Origin of the sequence: Vibrio sp. TRT 21S02, assembly GCF_050113675.1 — a bacterium.
GTDB lineage: Bacteria > Pseudomonadota > Gammaproteobacteria > Enterobacterales > Vibrionaceae > Vibrio.
In genome coordinates this window covers 164,578-181,766 of record NZ_JBNJOI010000009.1, presented here as the reverse complement: position 1 = coordinate 181,766, position 17,189 = coordinate 164,578, and the positions used below count along the sequence as shown (strand labels likewise).

The 17,189-nt window shown below is 42.5% G+C and carries 16 protein-coding genes; 5 read left to right on the top strand and 11 right to left on the bottom strand.

Features of this window, described 5'->3' with window-relative positions; translation table 11 throughout:
• Positions 1 to 102 precede the first annotated feature (102 nt).
• Complete coding sequence (locus tag ACQEXU_RS13815) at positions 103 to 2,124, bottom strand: alkyl/aryl-sulfatase (protein WP_427011260.1); 2,022 nt, start codon at positions 2,122 to 2,124, stop codon at positions 103 to 105.
• 116 nt (positions 2,125 to 2,240) lie between these two features.
• On the opposite strand from ACQEXU_RS13815, the gene ACQEXU_RS13810 reads away from it, so the two are divergent.
• Entirely contained in the window at positions 2,241 to 3,140 is a 900-nt protein-coding gene (locus tag ACQEXU_RS13810; RefSeq protein WP_427011259.1) for a LysR family transcriptional regulator, read from the top strand.
• A gap of 131 nt (positions 3,141 to 3,271) precedes the next feature.
• On the opposite strand, the gene ACQEXU_RS13805 is transcribed toward ACQEXU_RS13810, so the two are convergent.
• The 5 genes from ACQEXU_RS13805 to ACQEXU_RS13785 form a co-directional block, all read right to left on the bottom strand.
• Positions 3,272 to 3,994 (bottom strand): DsbA family protein, encoded by a 723-nt coding sequence (locus ACQEXU_RS13805; protein ID WP_427011258.1) that lies wholly within the window; start codon positions 3,992 to 3,994, stop codon positions 3,272 to 3,274.
• Between the two features lie 12 nt (positions 3,995 to 4,006).
• Entirely contained in the window at positions 4,007 to 4,516 is a 510-nt protein-coding gene (locus ACQEXU_RS13800) for a protein disulfide oxidoreductase (protein WP_427011257.1), read from the bottom strand.
• Entirely contained in the window at positions 4,509 to 6,611 is a 2,103-nt protein-coding gene (locus tag ACQEXU_RS13795; protein WP_427011256.1) for a protein-disulfide reductase DsbD family protein, read from the bottom strand. Before ACQEXU_RS13795 ends, ACQEXU_RS13800 begins: the two co-directional genes overlap by 8 nt.
• A gap of 54 nt (positions 6,612 to 6,665) precedes the next feature.
• Positions 6,666 to 7,055, bottom strand: a complete 390-nt coding sequence (locus tag ACQEXU_RS13790; RefSeq protein WP_427011255.1) for a copper resistance protein — start codon at positions 7,053 to 7,055, stop codon at positions 6,666 to 6,668.
• Between the two features lie 515 nt (positions 7,056 to 7,570).
• Positions 7,571 to 9,073: a PTS transporter subunit EIIC gene (locus ACQEXU_RS13785; protein ID WP_427011254.1), complete on the bottom strand. Its 1,503-nt coding sequence runs from the start codon at positions 9,071 to 9,073 to the stop codon at positions 7,571 to 7,573.
• A gap of 297 nt (positions 9,074 to 9,370) precedes the next feature.
• Between ACQEXU_RS13785 and ACQEXU_RS13780 the strand changes: the two genes are divergently transcribed.
• The gene (locus tag ACQEXU_RS13780; RefSeq protein ID WP_427011253.1) at positions 9,371 to 9,955 is read left to right on the top strand and encodes a chromosome partitioning protein ParA; all 585 of its coding nucleotides are present in this window, start codon (positions 9,371 to 9,373) and stop codon (positions 9,953 to 9,955) included.
• A gap of 82 nt (positions 9,956 to 10,037) precedes the next feature.
• Here the strand turns inward: ACQEXU_RS13780 and speG are convergent, their stop codons facing one another.
• Together speG and ACQEXU_RS13770 are read right to left on the bottom strand one after the other, a co-directional pair.
• Positions 10,038 to 10,562: a spermidine N1-acetyltransferase gene (speG, locus tag ACQEXU_RS13775; RefSeq protein ID WP_427011252.1), complete on the bottom strand. Its 525-nt coding sequence runs from the start codon at positions 10,560 to 10,562 to the stop codon at positions 10,038 to 10,040.
• Between the two features lie 156 nt (positions 10,563 to 10,718).
• The gene (locus ACQEXU_RS13770) at positions 10,719 to 11,249 is read right to left on the bottom strand and encodes a chorismate mutase (RefSeq protein WP_427011251.1); all 531 of its coding nucleotides are present in this window, start codon (positions 11,247 to 11,249) and stop codon (positions 10,719 to 10,721) included.
• 212 nt (positions 11,250 to 11,461) lie between these two features.
• Here ACQEXU_RS13770 and ACQEXU_RS13765 point away from each other — a divergent pair, with 212 nt between their 5' ends.
• Both ACQEXU_RS13765 and ACQEXU_RS13760 read left to right on the top strand, forming a co-directional pair.
• On the top strand, positions 11,462 to 12,205 hold the full coding sequence (locus tag ACQEXU_RS13765; RefSeq protein WP_427011250.1) for a substrate-binding periplasmic protein: 744 nt from the start codon (positions 11,462 to 11,464) through the stop codon (positions 12,203 to 12,205).
• 77 nt (positions 12,206 to 12,282) lie between these two features.
• On the top strand, positions 12,283 to 13,839 hold the full coding sequence (locus tag ACQEXU_RS13760) for an ATP-binding protein (RefSeq protein WP_427011249.1): 1,557 nt from the start codon (positions 12,283 to 12,285) through the stop codon (positions 13,837 to 13,839).
• Between the two features lie 4 nt (positions 13,840 to 13,843).
• Here ACQEXU_RS13760 and ACQEXU_RS13755 read toward each other — a convergent pair whose 3' ends face one another.
• Positions 13,844 to 14,527, bottom strand: coding sequence for an RES family NAD+ phosphorylase (locus ACQEXU_RS13755; protein ID WP_427011248.1), 684 nt, complete (start codon positions 14,525 to 14,527; stop codon positions 13,844 to 13,846).
• Positions 14,518 to 14,919, bottom strand: coding sequence for an MbcA/ParS/Xre antitoxin family protein (locus tag ACQEXU_RS13750; RefSeq protein ID WP_427011247.1), 402 nt, complete (start codon positions 14,917 to 14,919; stop codon positions 14,518 to 14,520). The genes ACQEXU_RS13755 and ACQEXU_RS13750 overlap by 10 nt, the downstream gene beginning before the upstream one ends.
• A 169-nt stretch (positions 14,920 to 15,088) precedes the next feature.
• On the opposite strand from ACQEXU_RS13750, the gene ACQEXU_RS13745 reads away from it, so the two are divergent.
• Positions 15,089 to 15,664: a GNAT family N-acetyltransferase gene (locus ACQEXU_RS13745; RefSeq protein WP_427011246.1), complete on the top strand. Its 576-nt coding sequence runs from the start codon at positions 15,089 to 15,091 to the stop codon at positions 15,662 to 15,664.
• A gap of 47 nt (positions 15,665 to 15,711) precedes the next feature.
• Here the strand turns inward: ACQEXU_RS13745 and ACQEXU_RS13740 are convergent, their stop codons facing one another.
• Positions 15,712 to 17,166 carry a DUF3360 family protein gene (locus tag ACQEXU_RS13740; protein WP_367989056.1) on the bottom strand — a complete coding sequence of 485 codons (1,455 nt, stop codon included), beginning with the start codon at positions 17,164 to 17,166 and terminating at the stop codon, positions 15,712 to 15,714.
• Positions 17,167 to 17,189: the final 23 nt, after the last annotated feature.

Here is a 17,189-nt window from a genome sequence, read left to right as displayed (position 1 = left end):
ATGTCATCGTTCGTTTGGCTTCTAGCTATTTTGAGATTTGAAGTCATTAAAGATTTTCAACTAAAAAGCCTCACAATGATGTGAGGCTTTATTTGCTGTTCGTTATTTATTTGGCATCGGGAGAATGTCGAACAATCCGTCAAACTCATCCAATGTGCCAGCCAGTTTATCCAGCAGTGATGCGTTGCCTTTTACACTGGCGCGACCGGACTCAAACAACGCTTCCAAGGTTGTTTCACCAAGCACAACTTTAGTGAAGTCCGTTTTGTTAATGACTAACTCAAAATCAACCTTTGGCAGCGTATCCACTTGGATATTCGCCATGTTCGCGTTCGATACTTCACCATAGTAATGCTCGTTCAAATCTGGGTGGTAGACGCCAAAGTTAAAATCAAGTTGTGCAGCTTCTGCTTTTGGCGCATTTAAGCTAACAGCGATAAAATCCAAAAACATGCCTGTTGGTGTATTCGCGATCACATCGGATGAAGCCAGTTTGATGGATGGCTGAATGTCACCGGTACGTAGCTCGACAGCCCCTTGTAAGTAGCTATTGCGCCACGCCATTGTTTCGGATTGATAACCTTGTTGCTCAAAACTGTCAGCCAAAGCAAAACGGTATTTGATATTGCTAGGTGCACATTGCACTAAGTCATTAAACAGTTGTGATGCCTCTTGATATTCGCCTTTATTAAAATGCTTCATACCTGCGTTGTACAATGTATCTGCTCCTGCGGCGTTGACATAAATGCACGATTTTTCTGTGGTTTGAAGCGGGTTAGTGTTAACCGGATTCATATCATGGTAACCAAGGTACAGATTTACGACTGCGCGGGCATTGTGACTGTATGAACCGTGGTAGCCATTGGTATGCCACGTATCGATTTGAGATTGTGGGACAATTTTCTCAATCTCGCGCCCAACATCGTGGATGGTTACGCCATGATTGGCTAAGCGCATCGCTTGGTTATGAATAAAGCCATAGTTGTCTCGTTGTAACGTCATGTATTGGGAAATCTCGTTGATCTCAGTGCCAGCATCGTTCCAAACCGGGGCTGAATGGGCCGCGTGAATATTGTCAACGAGTCCGCTATCGACAAAGCGCATTTTCAATTCGGTAAGATATTTCGTCCACACGAGAGCATCACGTACTTTTGCGCCACGGAAGGTATAGATGTTGTGCATGCCATCGTAGGTCAGCTCAGCAGTATTGAGTGAACGGTATTTGGGTACGTAGAGTACGATCTCTGCGGGTGCTTCTGCCCCCGGCATGTTAATCGCGTGGAATTTGAGACCGTCGATTTCAAACACTTTCTCGCGGCTTTGAATCTCTTCTGTTGGTGCCACTAATGTTACTTCACCACGAGATGTCCCAAGTCCAAGGGCGCTATCTACGATACCTTTGGTGTTGTTATCCAGTGTTGTTCCATATTGATAATTGGCGCGGCGGCCCATTGCGGTACCAGCGATCACGTTTTCATCAGCAAGCTCTTTAATGAAGTCTTTTGGTGCGAGAATGGGGGCATCTTTAGCAAAATCGCCAGATTCATATATCCCACGTGAGCCTCCAAAGTGGTCTGCATGCATGTGGGAATAGATCATGCCTGTAATTTTGTGTTCACCGTTGATCGCGGCTAAATGTTGTTTGGCAAACTCCCAAGATGCGGCTGCAGCTTGACGAGACAACAATGGATCATGAATCACGTAGCCATTGTCTGTGCGATAGATTGTCATGTTTGAGAGATCCGCGCCACGAATTTGGTAAACACCATCGGTCACTTCATATAAACCACCGGCGGCATAATTCAACATGCCTTGACGCCAGATAGATGGGTTCACTGTAGCCGGTAAGTCTTCGACAGACATGTCCGTCATGTATTCAAATCGGTTTTTAAGCTCTCCGGCTTCGTGGGTACCAAACTCGGCAATGAGGCCACGCGCAGTACGTTGGAATGCAGAAGTGTCCTCCCATGGCAGTATGCGTGCCACTGCGGCATTCGCTTGTTTTGTATGTGTAGAGGCGGGTTTTCCTTCATAAGTGTCAATGGATGCGTAATCGTTCGCAACGGCATTAAAGGACACAATGATCGCAAGCGACAGAACAGAAGGAACAAAACGAGTTTTCATACGGAACCTCTTTGGCTTAGGTATTGGGTATGTGCTTAATGTAATCCGTTGACACATATCAATACATGCATGAAACTGTATTTAACACATCGCAATTTGTTATGTATGAGGAAAGCGTGCTCAACAATTTAGATTTAAATTTACTTAAAGTCTTTGTCGCTGTGTATCGACATCAATCAATCACACTTGCAGCAGAAGAGTTGGGACTAACTCAGCCAGGCGTCAGTGGTTTACTTAAGCGCCTGCAACAACAAGTAGGTAGCCAATTGTTTGTGCGGGCAGGGCGGGGAATTGCACCAACTCAACATGCACAGGAGCTCGTTCGCCACGTGGAACCCGCTTTAGTTCAGATCAGCAATGCATTGGAAAGTCTTCAAGGTTTTTCAACTGAGTACCCAAGAAAGTTTGTAGTGTATACCTCAGAGCCCGTAATGTTGATGCTTTTGCCGAAAATAGAGGCAGATACGAGCTTAGGTAATGTCAGCATCGAGTTACAGCCGACCCTCGCTAATGAAGAGATGCTGATCCAAGGTCTTAACCAACATCAAGCTGATCTAGCGATCGAATTTGCCAGTTATTCAAACCCTTCGTTTTTTACTGAATCACTGTTTGAAGATGAGATTTGTGTGATTGCCCGAAATGGCCACCCTAGAGTGACTAAGAGGCTATCTCAAGAGCAGTATTACAAAGAAAAGCATATTACGTTAAAGTTACGCAGAGAAGATGCTTACCTCGTTGATTACTTTACAAAAGAGCGTATTGAAGAGCGTGATGTGGCTGCTGAATGTACGTCGTTACTGTCACAAATGTCGATGGTTTCAACCAGTGATTGTGTTGCGACAATGACCGCGAGCATCGCCAAGTTGTTTGCTGATAAATTGGATATCCAAGTTATGGATGTGCCATTTACCACCATTCCTATTCGCTACCGCTTAATGGCTCATAATCGAGAGCGTAAAAGCCCATCAAATGTTTGGTTAAGAAATAAGATTAAATCTTATTTTGAAACTGATTAGTCTTAAACAAAGCGGTGATAAGTCGTTTCACCGCTTTGTTTATTTAATATTCAACGGGGCGAAATCCGATGTATTGGCCTGTAATCTGTGTTTGTTTAGTAAATAAGACGCTATCAATTATTCGATGTTATTTATCCTTCACTCGCAAGTTTCTCTTCAACCATAGGTGCTAATTTTTCGTAAGGTAAATATCCGGGAATCAATTGACCATCAATCAGCATTGCTGGTGTCCCTTGGATGCCTAAGTCAATAAATAGTTGGTAGTTTTTCTTTACCATTTCTATCATTTCATCGTCAGTTGATACGTATTGTGCAACATTGTTTGCTGTTGCAACTTTCATTATAGAACGTAAGTTGTGAATACCCGGTTTGCTCATCAACATCTCGCTGACTTCTTCAAACTTGTCACGTCTTTCCTTCCATACTTTTAATGCAAATGTTGAAGAGTTTGAAGGGCTAGAAAGCTCTTTTAATGGAACGTATATATTAATAACTTTGACTTCTTCAGGGTGCTCCTTAGTGATTTTTTGAAGAACTGGATCTAATTTTTTACACCATGGGCAACTTAAATCAGTGAGAACAACAATAGTTAGTTTTGGCTCGCTTGCACCAAACCAAGGTAGGTTTGGGTTGTTATAAATATAATCATGGTTGTCTACCAATGTTTGGTCGAATTTTTTTTGCTGGACTATATACATGGCTAGACTTTCGTGAAGGCTATCAATAATTGCGCTGTTTCCCTTTAGCATCTTATTAATATCATCTAGTTTTTCCTGTTCAGTCATGGCAGAAACAACAGGAGAGAGCATCATTGTTACCATTAAAGTAACGAATAGTTTTGAATTAAATTTCATTGGATTTCCATCTTAAATTTTTGTTAACCAAAGGCGAGCTAATAAGCCCCATGGTGTCGTTACACCCGTGGTGACGGTTTTAACTTCGCCCTTGTCAATGATTATGATTGTTGGGGTGACTAAAATTCCCCATTGTTTTGAAATATCGCCAGTTACGTCGTTGATATTGGAGAACTGATAATCGTGGGCGTCCATGTAACGCGACACACGCCTGTTCTCACCGGAATTAAGGCTGACTCCAATCACTTGATATGATTGATTGAACCAATCAATGGTAGGTGTGACGAACTTGCACGCAGCGCACCACGTTGCCCAAAAATAGACAATCACAGGTGTATTTTTGCTCATTTCAATCGCGTCAATAAACTCCCCCGACAGAGTGATACCACTAAGTGGTGGCGCATTTTCCGTAGGCATATCTTTTGTTCGCCATACATCAACTGCGATCGCAAGCACAATGGACAGTAGCGCATAAATGATGACATCACGTGTCCATGATTTACGGCGTTTTGACTTAGCCATTAGATACGTCGCCTGCTTTTTTGATGGCTTCTAAAACGGCGTCGCTGGTCAAGATTACTGGTAACTTAATCCCATCTGGTGCGCCAGGGCCATAAACCACATTAAACGGCACACCAAAACGACCGTGGCTTTGTAGATATGAGGTAATGGTCTGGCTAGGAACGGTCCAATCTCCCTGCATGACAACAATGTCACCGTTTGTAAGTGTGCTATATACCGGTTCTTGCAATAAGACACCCAATTTATTGGCTTTGCAGGTGACGCACCAATCGGCGGTCACATCAACGAATACGACTTTTCCTTCACTGACATATTGATTAATCACGTCGACAGACAGGGGTTGCCATTGTGGCTCAGATGGCAGTACCTTTGTTGACGTTGCGTTGGAAGAGTATGTTGCGAAACCAATGATCACAACGAGCACCAAGCTTGCAATACTCGCAGATTTCAATCCATGAACTCGCACCATACGAACTAAAAAAGCACCGACTGAAACAATCGCTAGTATATATAACCATTGCATTGATAAATGATTCGATAGCAAATAGAACAGCCATATGCTGGTGATGAGCATCATGCCGCCAAATAGGTATTTGACACGGTTCATCCATGCCCCTGGTTTAGGTAACGCAAGTGCGATGGAGGGGAATAGGGAAACCACGATCCATGGCAAAGCCATACCAATAGCGAGAGCGGTGAAAATGCCAAACATGGTAGGTATGTTTGTAGCTAGAGCAAAGGCAACAGCCGTACCAAGGAAAGGTGCAGAGCACGGTGTTGCAAGCAGTGTTGCGAACATACCTTGGGTGAAGTGACCGTAGTAAGAATTATCACCTTTTGTTGCCATCCAAGTATTGGTATCAGACGACAACCGGATTTCGAAAAGACCAAGCATGTTTGCGCCAAATAATGCGGTGATCAAAAACATGAGGCCAATAAACCAGCCACTTTGGAATTGAATTCCCCAACCGATGGCACTACCCGAAATTTTTAATACAGCAAGAAATGTAGCAATTAACCAGAAAGAGCTAATGATCCCACCAGCGGAAGCGAGAAACTGCAATCGAACTTGTTTTTTCTCAAGCCCTTGAGCAGCAACAATACCACTGAGCTTCATGCCTAAAACAGGGAAGACACATGGCATCACGTTAAGGATTAAACCGCCAAAGAGTGCAAACAAAACCATATGTACTAGGGATGTTTGTCCTGATTGGCTGGCAATGGTTTTAGCTATAGCGGTTGTTGTTTGTTCTGCAGTGAAATCATTATCCTTTAACGTTACTAAGATCGTTTCATCGGTTAGATCGGGAGTTCCCATCCAACTACTCACGTCATAAGTTGCTGTGAGAGTGTCTCCGTTTATCTCAATTTGTGGGCGAGAGAAGTTTGCATCTTGCATCTGCTCTGACGGACCATCAACCAGAACATCAGGGTTTGTCCAACCCATACTTTTGGTTGCGGTAACTTGTAGTTGGTTTTTTGTCTTATCCCAACCCGTTGTCACTTTATTAATCAAAGCTGAAGCTTTAGGAACTAAGCTCATACCTTGCGCGTATGTGCGCATTGCTTCATCTGAGACCATGAGATCGTTAGGAATGAACGACAACTGAATCGGATAATCGGTCAATACACAAATGGTTGTGCATGAGGAAAGCGTTAATTTTGAATTTAACTCAACGGGTTGATCGAGATCTTCCACGTGAAGCGTGAGCGGGAAAATAACGTCTTTCTTATAACCCAGAGTTTCTAACCCCAGCATCTCAAATCGTTGAGGATAGGGCCAATGCCAGTCAATATTCTCAATGTTTTTTGAGTTTTCCCAAACCATACTCGGCGCAATGCCGCCTTCACCTGGGCTACGCCAATAGGTTTTCCAATCGCCAGTGAGACGAACTTCCAAGTAGCCGGCTAAGGTTTTGTTTGCTTTGTTCACTTGTCCTGTTACGACAAAGCGAGTCTCTATCGGTGGATGGTTCGGGTTTTGTAACCAACCAGTAGTGAGTGTTTCTGCTTGAACGCTGAATACACTCAAGGCACAAAGTATCGCGAATAGCCATAGACTGACTAAACGTGAATACGTTTTCGTTATGTACATGTATGTGTTCCTTAAAGATAAATATTTCGAATGTTGGTGTAAACAAACGTCGATTTATTCTCTAAAGACACACAATTGAAGATGAAGCCGCCTACCTTTATAGAGGGTTGGGGTTGTGGGTGAGGGTCGATATTCTGAAGTAGAAAGCAGCCATAAGATCAGCACCAATGCAAGAATTTGCATGATCAGCGCATGGTCCGCCACCTGATGTTGGTCAAAGTTAATTAAATGCTCTGACAAACTGCATTTGTCTGCAATATCGGTGTTGTTGGTTACTTGGTCATCATTTTGCAAGACTTGTTGGATAACTTGATTGTCGTCTTGGTATTTCACCGGACAGGCGTTCAACAAGCCGATGTTATTCGCTAGACAGACGCAAATAACCCACCACACTAATGCGAGGGACCATTTGGTAAACCTATGTCTTTGTCGGCTTGTATTCATCTGTCTTTTAGTCTGATGACGGCTAATATAATTGTCAGCCAGTGAGACTGACTACTGGACGGATAGTTCCAATATTTTAAAATTTTTTGTATGGCATACTGTCGTATTAGCTTTTGAAGCTTAGCTTGTAAGAAACAAATAGAGCCCATGTGTGACCCACAAAGCCCACAGAACATATGTAATAGCCCAGCATTTTGCTAATGTACCGCGAATGGTGGTTTTAAAATCTGGAGCGGATTGAAATACACATATAGAACTGAAAAGTGCGAAAAGGGGAAGTGTGATTATTTTGAGCGTGACGCTAATATGATCTGGGAGTAGCCATTTGCTCTGCTCCAGCATAAACAATAAGGTGTAACTGCCGAAGAGTTGTAGAACAAAAACGGCTTTCCACAATGGTAATTCACCTTTGAGCCATCTCACCAAGAGAGGAGGGCGTTGTAGGACATGTTCCATGATGCTTCCTTTTGTAAATGACGTTGAATGAAAGCCCCTCATAAGGGGCTTTCTCGTATTTATGCCGTGGCGAGCTCACCACAAGATTGCTCTAGGATATTGGCAATGAACTGAGCTTTAGCACCCAAAATGATTTGAACACCATTGCTACCCACTTTTACCACACCGCGGGCACCCAGTTTCTTGATTTCAACGTCGTTAACCAAGCTGGTATCTCGTACTTCTAAACGCAATCTAGTAATGCAAGAACCAATCGAAGTTAGGTTGCCACGACCCCCAATGTGGTGAAGAATTTCTGTTGCAAGTTCTTCATCACTCAATGTGATTTCAGCTGTTGCTTCGTGTTCACGTCCAACGGTCTGGTAATCAAACTTACGAATAACAACTCGGAAAACGGTGTAGTAAATAGCCGCGTTAATAGGGCCCCATAGGAATAGGTTCACCCAGTTGGTCTCGTAACCTTGCAAACCAGGAAGAACACCAAATACAACGTAATCAATGATACCAGCAGAGAAGGTTTTACCCATTTGCATATCAAGAGCAAACGTTACGGTGTAAGAGACACCAGCCATAATAGCGTTAAAAATGTAGAGTAGCGGTGCAGTAAAGACGAAAGCGAATTCTACAGGCTCTGTGATCCCTGTGACAAACGACGTTAGTGCCGCAGAACCGAGTAAACCCGCCGCAATTTTCTTGTTCTTTGTGTGCGCTTCTTGATACATCGCCAAACAAGCCGCAGGGAAGGCAAACATATAGATAGCAAAGTTACCCGATAGATACGCACCGGCATTGCTGTAGCCGCCACCTTCAAATGAATGAACACCATCAGCAAACATGCGGAACCATATTGTATGTGCACCATTAACCACATCGCCGTTGGTTGCTGTGTATTCAAAGAAGGTATACCAGTATGGATTGTAGAAGATGTGGTGTAAGCCAACAGGAATTAACGCACGCTCCATAAACCCATAGAAGAAGGTAGAAATGTACATGTTACCTTGGCTGAGTGTCGTTGAAGCCGCTGCAATACCTTCTTGAACATAACCCCAGAAGTATGGAACTAGCAAACCAAGGAAGAAAGCAGAGAATGCCGTCACAATCGGAACGAAGCGTTTACCAGCAAAGAAACCCAGAAACTCAGGCAATTGAATGCTATAAAAACGGTTATACATGTATGCGCCAAGTAAGCCCATGATCATACCGCCTAGTGGTCCCATTTGCATGGAGTTAATCCCAAGCACTTTTACATAAGCCTGTGAATTGGCGACCATTTCATCCGTGATCCCGTAGCTTAAGCCTATGGTCATATGCATCACTAAGAAACCGGCAACCGCAGCAAGTGCAGCGGTACCAGAATCTTTGGTTAATCCGACAGCAACACCAATACAGAAAAGTAGATGTAAGTTGTCAAATAGGACTTGCCCAGCCATTTGCATTAACGGCCATTGCAACTGAAAACCAAATGCGAGCAGCAAACCCGCTGCGGGCAGCATGGCGATGGGGAGCATCAAGGCCTTACCCAGCACCTGTGCTTTGGTCATGGTATTTTGTAGGAAACTCATAAGTTACTCTCATAAATTGTTAGGGTAAAAGGGGGCTCTTCCATGGGGGAGCAAAGAGTTAGCTGAGAGTTTAAGAGCCTTTATTAAGTTGAAGGTTACAAATTCAATCAGGTTTGTAAGTGTTGCGCGGGAATGTAAGCGGGCTATTACAAATAGGGCGAAAATTAAGCAAGAAGCAACATTTGGACTAGCTATGATATGCCTACCATTTATCGGCATATGCATATTTCTAATTATTCAACATGTGAATCAAACGATATGATTTAATTTACATTAAATATGCGATGTTAATTGATCATGAAAAAATGGTTACACAGTACTATTGCTCTTTTATCCATTGTCGGTTGTGGTGAATCCCAATCTTCCTCCGAAGGGATTGCTCCTCTCCCGCCAAGAATAACGCCGGATTTAGCATTAAAACTGGAACAGCAAGAGAATGTTCGTGATCAGTTTTCTTTATTACTCGAGTATTTTGAGCTCCATTTTGATCGGAGTGATTTGCTGACGGGAGTCGATGAAAACGTAAATGGTATTCGAGATGACATTGAGGCTGTTTTGAATGCTTTGAACGTTTCTGAACCAGTTCGTAAAGCACTCAAGCAAGACGCACGATATCAGCAAGAAAATCTCTATCATGACTTTAGTAATTTTACTTATGCCAATGTTGATAAGGCAGCAGCCATCGCCAATATGTACAACGAAGTTATTGCATGCAAAGTGTATGTAGGTATGTCGATTGACGATCGGGTTGCAACATCTAAGCACTTAGCTGACCTAACTTATAACACGTTTGACCGTGCGATGGCTTACCTCGCATATGAGAGTTTACTTGATGGTGTTTTCACTAATGTATTGCCGCCAGAAGAGCAGTATTGTGACTAATTGACAAATTAATGCGGATATCTTTCCATATGTCCATCAGCTTAATGCCACCCAATGCGATGGTATTATTAAGGTTTTCGGACTATTCAGCAGCGTTATTTTGATATTGATTCTGCAAAATATACATACGTTTTACATCATGGTATTTGCCGTTAATAAAATATTCTTCGACCAAGTTCGCTTCTTCTATAAAACCGCATTTTTGATATAAGTGCAGTGCTTTCTCATTCTGTAAGGCAACCAACAAATATATTTTGTGTAGATTTAAGATGTTAAATGAATAGTCAAGGGCGTGGTTGATGACTTGTTCTGCATAACCCCGACCTTGAAATTCAGGTGCAATAATAATTTGAAATTCTGCACTGCGGTGTATGTAATTAATTTCGATTAACTCGACCAGTCCGATCAGTTCACCATCTTGCGCTTCAACAACAAAGCGACGCTCAGCATCATCATGAATGTGCTTTTGGTATAACTCTTGTAGCTCTCCATAAGATTCATAAGGTTCTTCAAACCAATAAGTCATCACATTTCGGTTGTTATTTAAATCATGAATGAAATGTAGATCCGAGCGTTCTAGGGCTCGAACTTTCAAGTTATTTGTCATAATTGACTCCCCAAATATATAAGAAAATTAAAGCGTAAACTTGTCACTTTAGGTTCAATTTCTGACTGATTTTAACGAGTTAACTATGACAAATGTGTGGCACAGCCTTCAAAGATTTGTTCTGTCTACGATTGAGTTTGCACCTCAAATGGTAGGTTATTGAAGTTGAATCTGGGTGAGTGCGTTAAACAGGGCTTGTTTATCGGCTTGTGTTAAATAGGGAGAGCGAATTGTGGCAGAAAACTTGGCGTTATCCTGCGCAGTAAGCTTGCCGCCTTGTTTTAGAAAGTCAGCCAATTCATGGTTAATTTGCTTACCTAGTTTGATGAGCTCGGGCCTCACTACCGTTTGTAAGTCACGTGGAGTACGAGTTTCTGGTGATGTCAGTAAATCTGCGCGGTAACGATACTGAATTGCTTTAGCTGCCGAGATTTGTGCTTGAAAGAAGCCGACAACACTTTGTTTATCCAAGCCAACTTTTTCTGCAGCGATACTTGCATTTTCAATCACCACTTCTTCACGTTTGATATCCTCAATCGCTTTACCATGATTTGCTTTATACAAAGCGACATCCTCCATAAAACTTAAACGTTCGTTTATGGTGGAAAACAGTGCATCTGGTGTTGGAGCTGAATATGCGTTGAATGTGAGCAGGGTGAGTAGGGTGATGAATATTCGGTGGAGCATGGTGTCCTCATAGAATTTTTGGTTACACAAGTCAGGATTACATCATACTCAACTAGTTTCTCATATAAAACTTTGGTCTAGTACTTTCGATGGCTATGCTCACTGGGGAATATCGTTATTCTCTCCTATACTATTTACAAAATTAACATTTCGCATGTTGGCTAGTACAAAAAAATAATTGCGCGCTATGTATCTAATTTAAGGGGAGTTCTATGTTCCGGAGAATCTTACTCAGTGCCATGGTGTTTTTTGCGCTGCTTTTTACAAGCACTACACACGCCAATGAAAAGGTGGTCAATGTTGGATTTGTGGTGGGTATCCCACCGTTTGTGATTGGTGATTCCGGCATCCTTGTCGATATCGTTGGTGAAGCTTTGGGGCGATCAGGGTATGAAATATCTAACTATAAATTCCCAAGCAAGCAATTTGATCAAGATCCGTTAAATACCTTTAGTGAATTGGACATTTTTATTGGAACACCGTTAACTTTCCGAGTTGACTATTCCTACGGTAAGGTTTTTGAGTTTGATAATGTCGCTGTCTCTAAAGTCTCGAGTCAATTAAAGATCGAAAATGTTTCTGATTTAAAAGGAAAATATATTGTTGGTTTCAACAACGCAAAGCAACATCTCAAGGAGCCTTTCACGACGTTTTATAATCAAGAGTTATCGGACTGGGAAGGGTATAAAGAGATCGAAAATCAGCAAGCACAGTTCGATATGTTGATGAAAGATAGAACTCAGGTAATTTTGTTAGATAGAAGTATGGCGTATTACTACGCGCGCCGTGCTGGGGTAAAAAACATGGAAGGGCTTGTATTCCATGAAATTTTCCCACTTAAAAACACCATTTATGTTGTCGGTCGTGATCAAAAATACATCCAATTGATCAAGCAAAATCTCGATGAAATGTGGCAAGACGGCACATTAACTATGTTGCTGGATAAATACCGCTAAATCTGCCGTGATTTTGGGAAGTCAAAGAGATGATGAGTTCTCAGTCGATCAATAGCCGGTTAACGATCAGAATTGTCATGTTCAGTTCGTTTGTCACCATATTCATCACGGCGTTTCAGCTGTACTCAGATTATGTGGTGGCCAAAGAAAGCATTCAGGTCAGCCAGAAATATATCTTTACTTCTTATAAAGACGCATTAGAAACAAGTTTATGGGTGCTAAATAGTGACCTAATTGAATCTCAAATCAATGGCATTATTAGCATCCCTGACATCAGTTATGTGCGTATTGAAAGTTCTAGTGGTGAGAATTGGGAACTGGGTGTTAAGCAAGAAGAGCATATCCTTCAACAATCATTATCATTAAAGCATGCATACATTGACCAAAAATACATCACCATAGGTAAGCTTATTGTTCAGTCCGATTTATGGTTGATTTACAACAACTTGATTGATAAAGCGTTGTTGATTTTATTGTCCAATGGGCTGAAAACCTTCATTGTAGCGGGCTTCATCATCTACTTGGTTAATTCGTTGGTGACACAGCCATTAAACGAAATGCGTAAGTACCTAAAAGAATTCCAGTTTCAACAAAATAACCCGCCGATGATCATCAAAAGAACGGCTACAAATGATGATGAAATAGACTTCATGATCGCAACAGTCAACAGAATGTGTTTAGAGCTGTCTTCATCTTATGCGATTGTTGTGGAGTCACAAAAGCAATTGGCGCGAGCCCTAGATGACAAACAGGTATTGCTAGAGCAAGAAACACGGTTTAAAGAAGACCTTGAGGTGATGGTCAAAGAACGAACCCAAAAGCTTGAAGACACCTTACTTGAATTGAAAGCGACACAAGCCAGTATGATCGAAAGTGAAAAAATGGCTTCGCTTGGGGCTTTGGTGACAGGCGTTGCTCATGAGATAAATACGCCGCTTGGTATCTGCATAACATCGAGCTCATTTGTCTCTTCAGAAGTAGAACAGATCTTAAGAAACTATGAAGCCGGGGAATTACAGGAATCGACATTTACTGAATCGATGAGCAACATTTCTAAATCGGTTGAGTTGCTTGTTTCTAATTTACAAAAGTCAGCACTACTGGTTTCAAGTTTTAAACAAGTGGCGGTAGACCAAAGCGATCGCTCCATCAGCAAGTTTTTCATAAAAGAGCACCTTGATAAGCTCATGCTTTCGCTGTCACATGAGCTAAGTAAACATTATGCTGAAGTTGAAGTTAAGTGTGATGACAAGCTTGCGATTGAAAGTTACCCAAGTGCCTATATTCAGATTTTCACTAACATGGTGAGCAACAGCTTGAACCACGGCTTTGAAAATTGGGACAAAGAACGACGTATATTGATCAATATCTATAAACACGATGCAGACTTAATCATTGACTATCGAGACACGGGTAAAGGGATCCCTGAAGATGTTAAGGGAAGGGTGTTTGAGCCGTTTGTCACGACAAAGCGGGGGATTGGGGGGACAGGACTAGGCGCAAACATCATCTACAACACGGTATCCCAACTATTGCATGGAAAAATCGAGTGTTGTGATGAGAATACAGTTGGCGCTCGCTTTATTATTACGGTTCCATTAGACGTTGTCCCCTTAGCTGAAGCCAACGGGTAAAAGATCAGCTTTCGATGTTTTTTACTTCGTTGATTTCAGCAATTTGTTCGCCATTCCATATCATTTCGACGAGATGACCTTGAATGACATCTTGTACGGGTTTTGGTGTAAATAAAGCCCAGCACATACCACCTTGATGACGAACAGACGGGTATTGCACCGCTTGAAAGCCATCTTTCTTTAGATCTTTTGCTAACTGTTGTGAGGCGCTGTAATGGTTGGGGTCTAAAATACTTTTGTCATTAGGTTGAACCAGATGCACTGGGTTAGGGCAATGAGTGACAACTAAGCTCCTGAACAAAAAACGGTCATAGGCAAGCCCTTCAACATTTGCCCAGTATTTTTGTTGATGGTGTTTTACTTCCTGAACCGCGGTTTGTTCTGTATCGGCGACATATAACGCACCAAAAAAGCCATCATTAAATCGTCCACCGTTTGGATTGATATGGGTAAATGGACCCACCGCATAGCTTCTGCCACGTTCGCACTGGTAAGGAATGTCGTTAGGATCAATCAACGCAATATCGCCAACTTCGTCTCGTAATCTTGGGTTCGTTAAGGCTTGAATTGCGTAGAGTATTTCAAAGTCTTCTGGGTTAGCCACGGATTCAAATAAATCGATTGGTGGGTATTTGGTATTCACCAATCGATGACTTGTCAGCGTACTTTTTTTATTTTTTAACCCCACAAACCACCTCGCAAAGCATCGATACGACGTGCTACTTCATAGAGATCAGCAAACTTGCCACTGGTAATAATTTCGAGCGGCGTTCTGCCTGCGAAAAAGTCGTTGTGGTTCTTCATCGTCATAAAACCATCGACGTTGGCAGGATTGCTGAACACAATTCGTAAGGCTTGATGAATGTTCAAAATATAACTCACTCGCTCAAGCTGATCATCGCTAAGTTTTGTTGTTTCTGGGTTCGCCTTAAATTTATGGTAAGACGATTTAGATAACTTAAGAATATTTTGGCTTTGTTGTGCGCTACACCCCCAAGATGCAAGAATATTGTCCGCTGTTTTAAAGCCGACCATTGCGACAGCTTTAGGGTTGTAACCGGTATCTTGTGCAAGGCTCATATTTGAATCCTATTTGGGAGTTAATTGTTAATTTAGTCTATAATTGGACATTTGTAAATCATTAGGAATTATCTCCTCATAAAATTAACAAGCTTTCCTTTTGCCTAACTATTGTCTTACCATCAATTCTTACGGGAGCTGCACAGGATGATGGTAAGAATTATCGGGTATGCTTACCAAGAATATAAAAGTGAATAGGAAAGGAATAATGCGTTTTTTAATAGGCGATCTGCATGATGCAGAAGAAATTAAAACGTTATTTACTTCAACGTTTTCAGATTCTGAAGGCGAAGGTGAAGGTAAACTTATTGGTCAATTAGCGTTAGATTTGATAACAACAACAGCCAAAAGCGAATTGCTAGCGTGCATTGCGAAAGAAGAAGATAAAATTGTAGCGTCTATTTTATTTACGCAGCTTGAATATGAAAATGGAGAGAAACCTTTCTTGATGGCTCCCGTTGCCGTTCTAACGGAATATCAAGGTAAAGGAGTAGGACAAGGATTAATCCAATTTGGTTTAACTCAGATGAAAGAAATGGGAGTTAAGCTGATATTTACTTATGGTGATCCTAGTTTCTATTCTAAATCTGGCTTTCTACCTGTCAGCGAAGAGGCATATCCAGCACCTTATAAGTTAGCTTATCCTCATGGATGGCAAGCCAATTTACTTACCGATAATGGATTGGAATTGATTAAAGGCACTCCTTCTTGCGTAAAAGCTTTCCAAAATCCAGCTTTATGGTAGTCGATTGAAAAAGAAAGCCCGCAGTAAAATGCGGGCTCTGATGTTTATTAAAGTAGCGCTGGGATACCCGGCAACTGACCAACCACAGCCAGTGCACCGACACATACAATAACGGCGGCAAGTGGGATGCCCAATTTGTCAGTACGTGATAGAGCCGCACTGCGTTCGTTGTTGCCAATAAGGCCCGTATTATCGAGTAGCATGGTGATGGCCCACCCAAATACTGGGTTTACCAATGCACACGCAAACATACAGATACCGGCACTTTGCGAGTTACGTGCATTACGGACCATTTGCATACCAGCTTCAAGCAATGGTAGGAAAACACCGACGAGCAACGCAACACGTAAAACTGGTTCCCACATTGCTAAGTCCATAGGATAGCCAAGTACTGCAGCGAAGATACACAACACACCGGTTAATAGTGCGCCGCCCGGAATAGGGCGTTTTGCGATGGCAGCAGGGATCATGTAAGTACCCCACGAAGAAGCAAGGTTACCCCCACCAAGTCCTGCACCAATGATCTGACGAACTGAACAAACAGTCATGGTGTCATCAACATCCATCAATGCACCTTTTGCACTTTTCGGGTAGTTCAGTTCTTGGAATACACGGTGACCTAAGAAATCAGGTGACCACATTGCAACAGCTAAGATTGCGAACGGAATAACGGCAATGTAGTGTTCTAAGTCCGGCCATCCAAGTTGCCAGCCAGTGTCTTCGCCCCACCAGTAGAATGGGCTCATATTGGGTAAGCCTGGTTCTGTCGTGAATTCAAACGGCACGCCCATCATGTAAGAAACGATACCTGCGACAAGTGAGCAGAGCGGTATCGCTAGCCAGCGTTTCTCGATCTTTGCAAGGTACGCATAGATAACAATGGTCGCAGAGATAACAACAAAGGAGACTGACTCCATCCCGGAGGCAACAGACCACGATTCAAACTTGCTCAACTGGCTAATCAGGCCCACGGCACCCAAGTAAATTAAAAGGCCGCCACGGACACCTTCACCTGTTAGCTTTACCAGTTTTGAACCGCCTTTCGTTGCGCTGAGAATGAGACCAAAAACACCGACCATGATTCCCAAGGCAAGTGGATGGCCACCAGCGGCGGCAACAAGAGGGATCAATGGGATCATAGGGCCGTGGGTACCGGCGAGGTTGGTGAGTGGGTTTAAGATTGCTGAGAAAAAGATAACAAAAAGCAGGCCAGCAATGAGCAATTCAAAACGTACGTTTTCCGCAACAAACTCAGGGGAAAGTCCAAATTGTGCTGCAAAGGCTGCGACCATGGCCGTGACCATAACCACTTTACCAATGGTTGCGGCAATCGCAGGTACCCAGTCTTCTATTTCAATGCCGTAGTCACGTTTAGGTAAATGGATACTCCAACGCTTTAACTTTAAGATTGATAATTCATGCTCTAAGTATTCCGATCGTGTTGAAAACTCGTTCGCCTTGCGGCGGCGAGCCTGGTAGTCCATTTCGTCAACTTGGTTCATTGTTACTCCGTAATTATAATATG

What these genes read in the sequence shown, in the direction of transcription:
- ACQEXU_RS13795 (WP_427011256.1), bottom strand. Translation starts at nt 6,611, where the DNA reads ATGTACATAACGAAAACGTATTCACGTTTAGTCAGTCTATGGCTATTC.
- ACQEXU_RS13790 (WP_427011255.1), bottom strand. Translation starts at nt 7,055, where the DNA reads ATGAATACAAGCCGACAAAGACATAGGTTTACCAAATGGTCCCTCGCA.
- ACQEXU_RS13745 (WP_427011246.1), top strand. Translation starts at nt 15,089, where the DNA reads ATGCTTACCAAGAATATAAAAGTGAATAGGAAAGGAATAATGCGTTTT.
- ACQEXU_RS13770 (WP_427011251.1), bottom strand. Translation starts at nt 11,249, where the DNA reads ATGCTCCACCGAATATTCATCACCCTACTCACCCTGCTCACATTCAAC.
- ACQEXU_RS13740 (WP_367989056.1), bottom strand. Translation starts at nt 17,166, where the DNA reads ATGAACCAAGTTGACGAAATGGACTACCAGGCTCGCCGCCGCAAGGCG.
- ACQEXU_RS13800 (WP_427011257.1), bottom strand. Translation starts at nt 4,516, where the DNA reads ATGGCTAAGTCAAAACGCCGTAAATCATGGACACGTGATGTCATCATT.
- ACQEXU_RS13750 (WP_427011247.1), bottom strand. Translation starts at nt 14,919, where the DNA reads ATGAGCCTTGCACAAGATACCGGTTACAACCCTAAAGCTGTCGCAATG.
- speG (WP_427011252.1), bottom strand. Translation starts at nt 10,562, where the DNA reads ATGACAAATAACTTGAAAGTTCGAGCCCTAGAACGCTCGGATCTACAT.
- ACQEXU_RS13760 (WP_427011249.1), top strand. Translation starts at nt 12,283, where the DNA reads ATGTTCAGTTCGTTTGTCACCATATTCATCACGGCGTTTCAGCTGTAC.
- ACQEXU_RS13765 (WP_427011250.1), top strand. Translation starts at nt 11,462, where the DNA reads ATGTTCCGGAGAATCTTACTCAGTGCCATGGTGTTTTTTGCGCTGCTT.
- ACQEXU_RS13785 (WP_427011254.1), bottom strand. Translation starts at nt 9,073, where the DNA reads ATGAGTTTCCTACAAAATACCATGACCAAAGCACAGGTGCTGGGTAAG.
- ACQEXU_RS13815 (WP_427011260.1), bottom strand. Translation starts at nt 2,124, where the DNA reads ATGAAAACTCGTTTTGTTCCTTCTGTTCTGTCGCTTGCGATCATTGTG.
- ACQEXU_RS13805 (WP_427011258.1), bottom strand. Translation starts at nt 3,994, where the DNA reads ATGAAATTTAATTCAAAACTATTCGTTACTTTAATGGTAACAATGATG.
- ACQEXU_RS13780 (WP_427011253.1), top strand. Translation starts at nt 9,371, where the DNA reads ATGAAAAAATGGTTACACAGTACTATTGCTCTTTTATCCATTGTCGGT.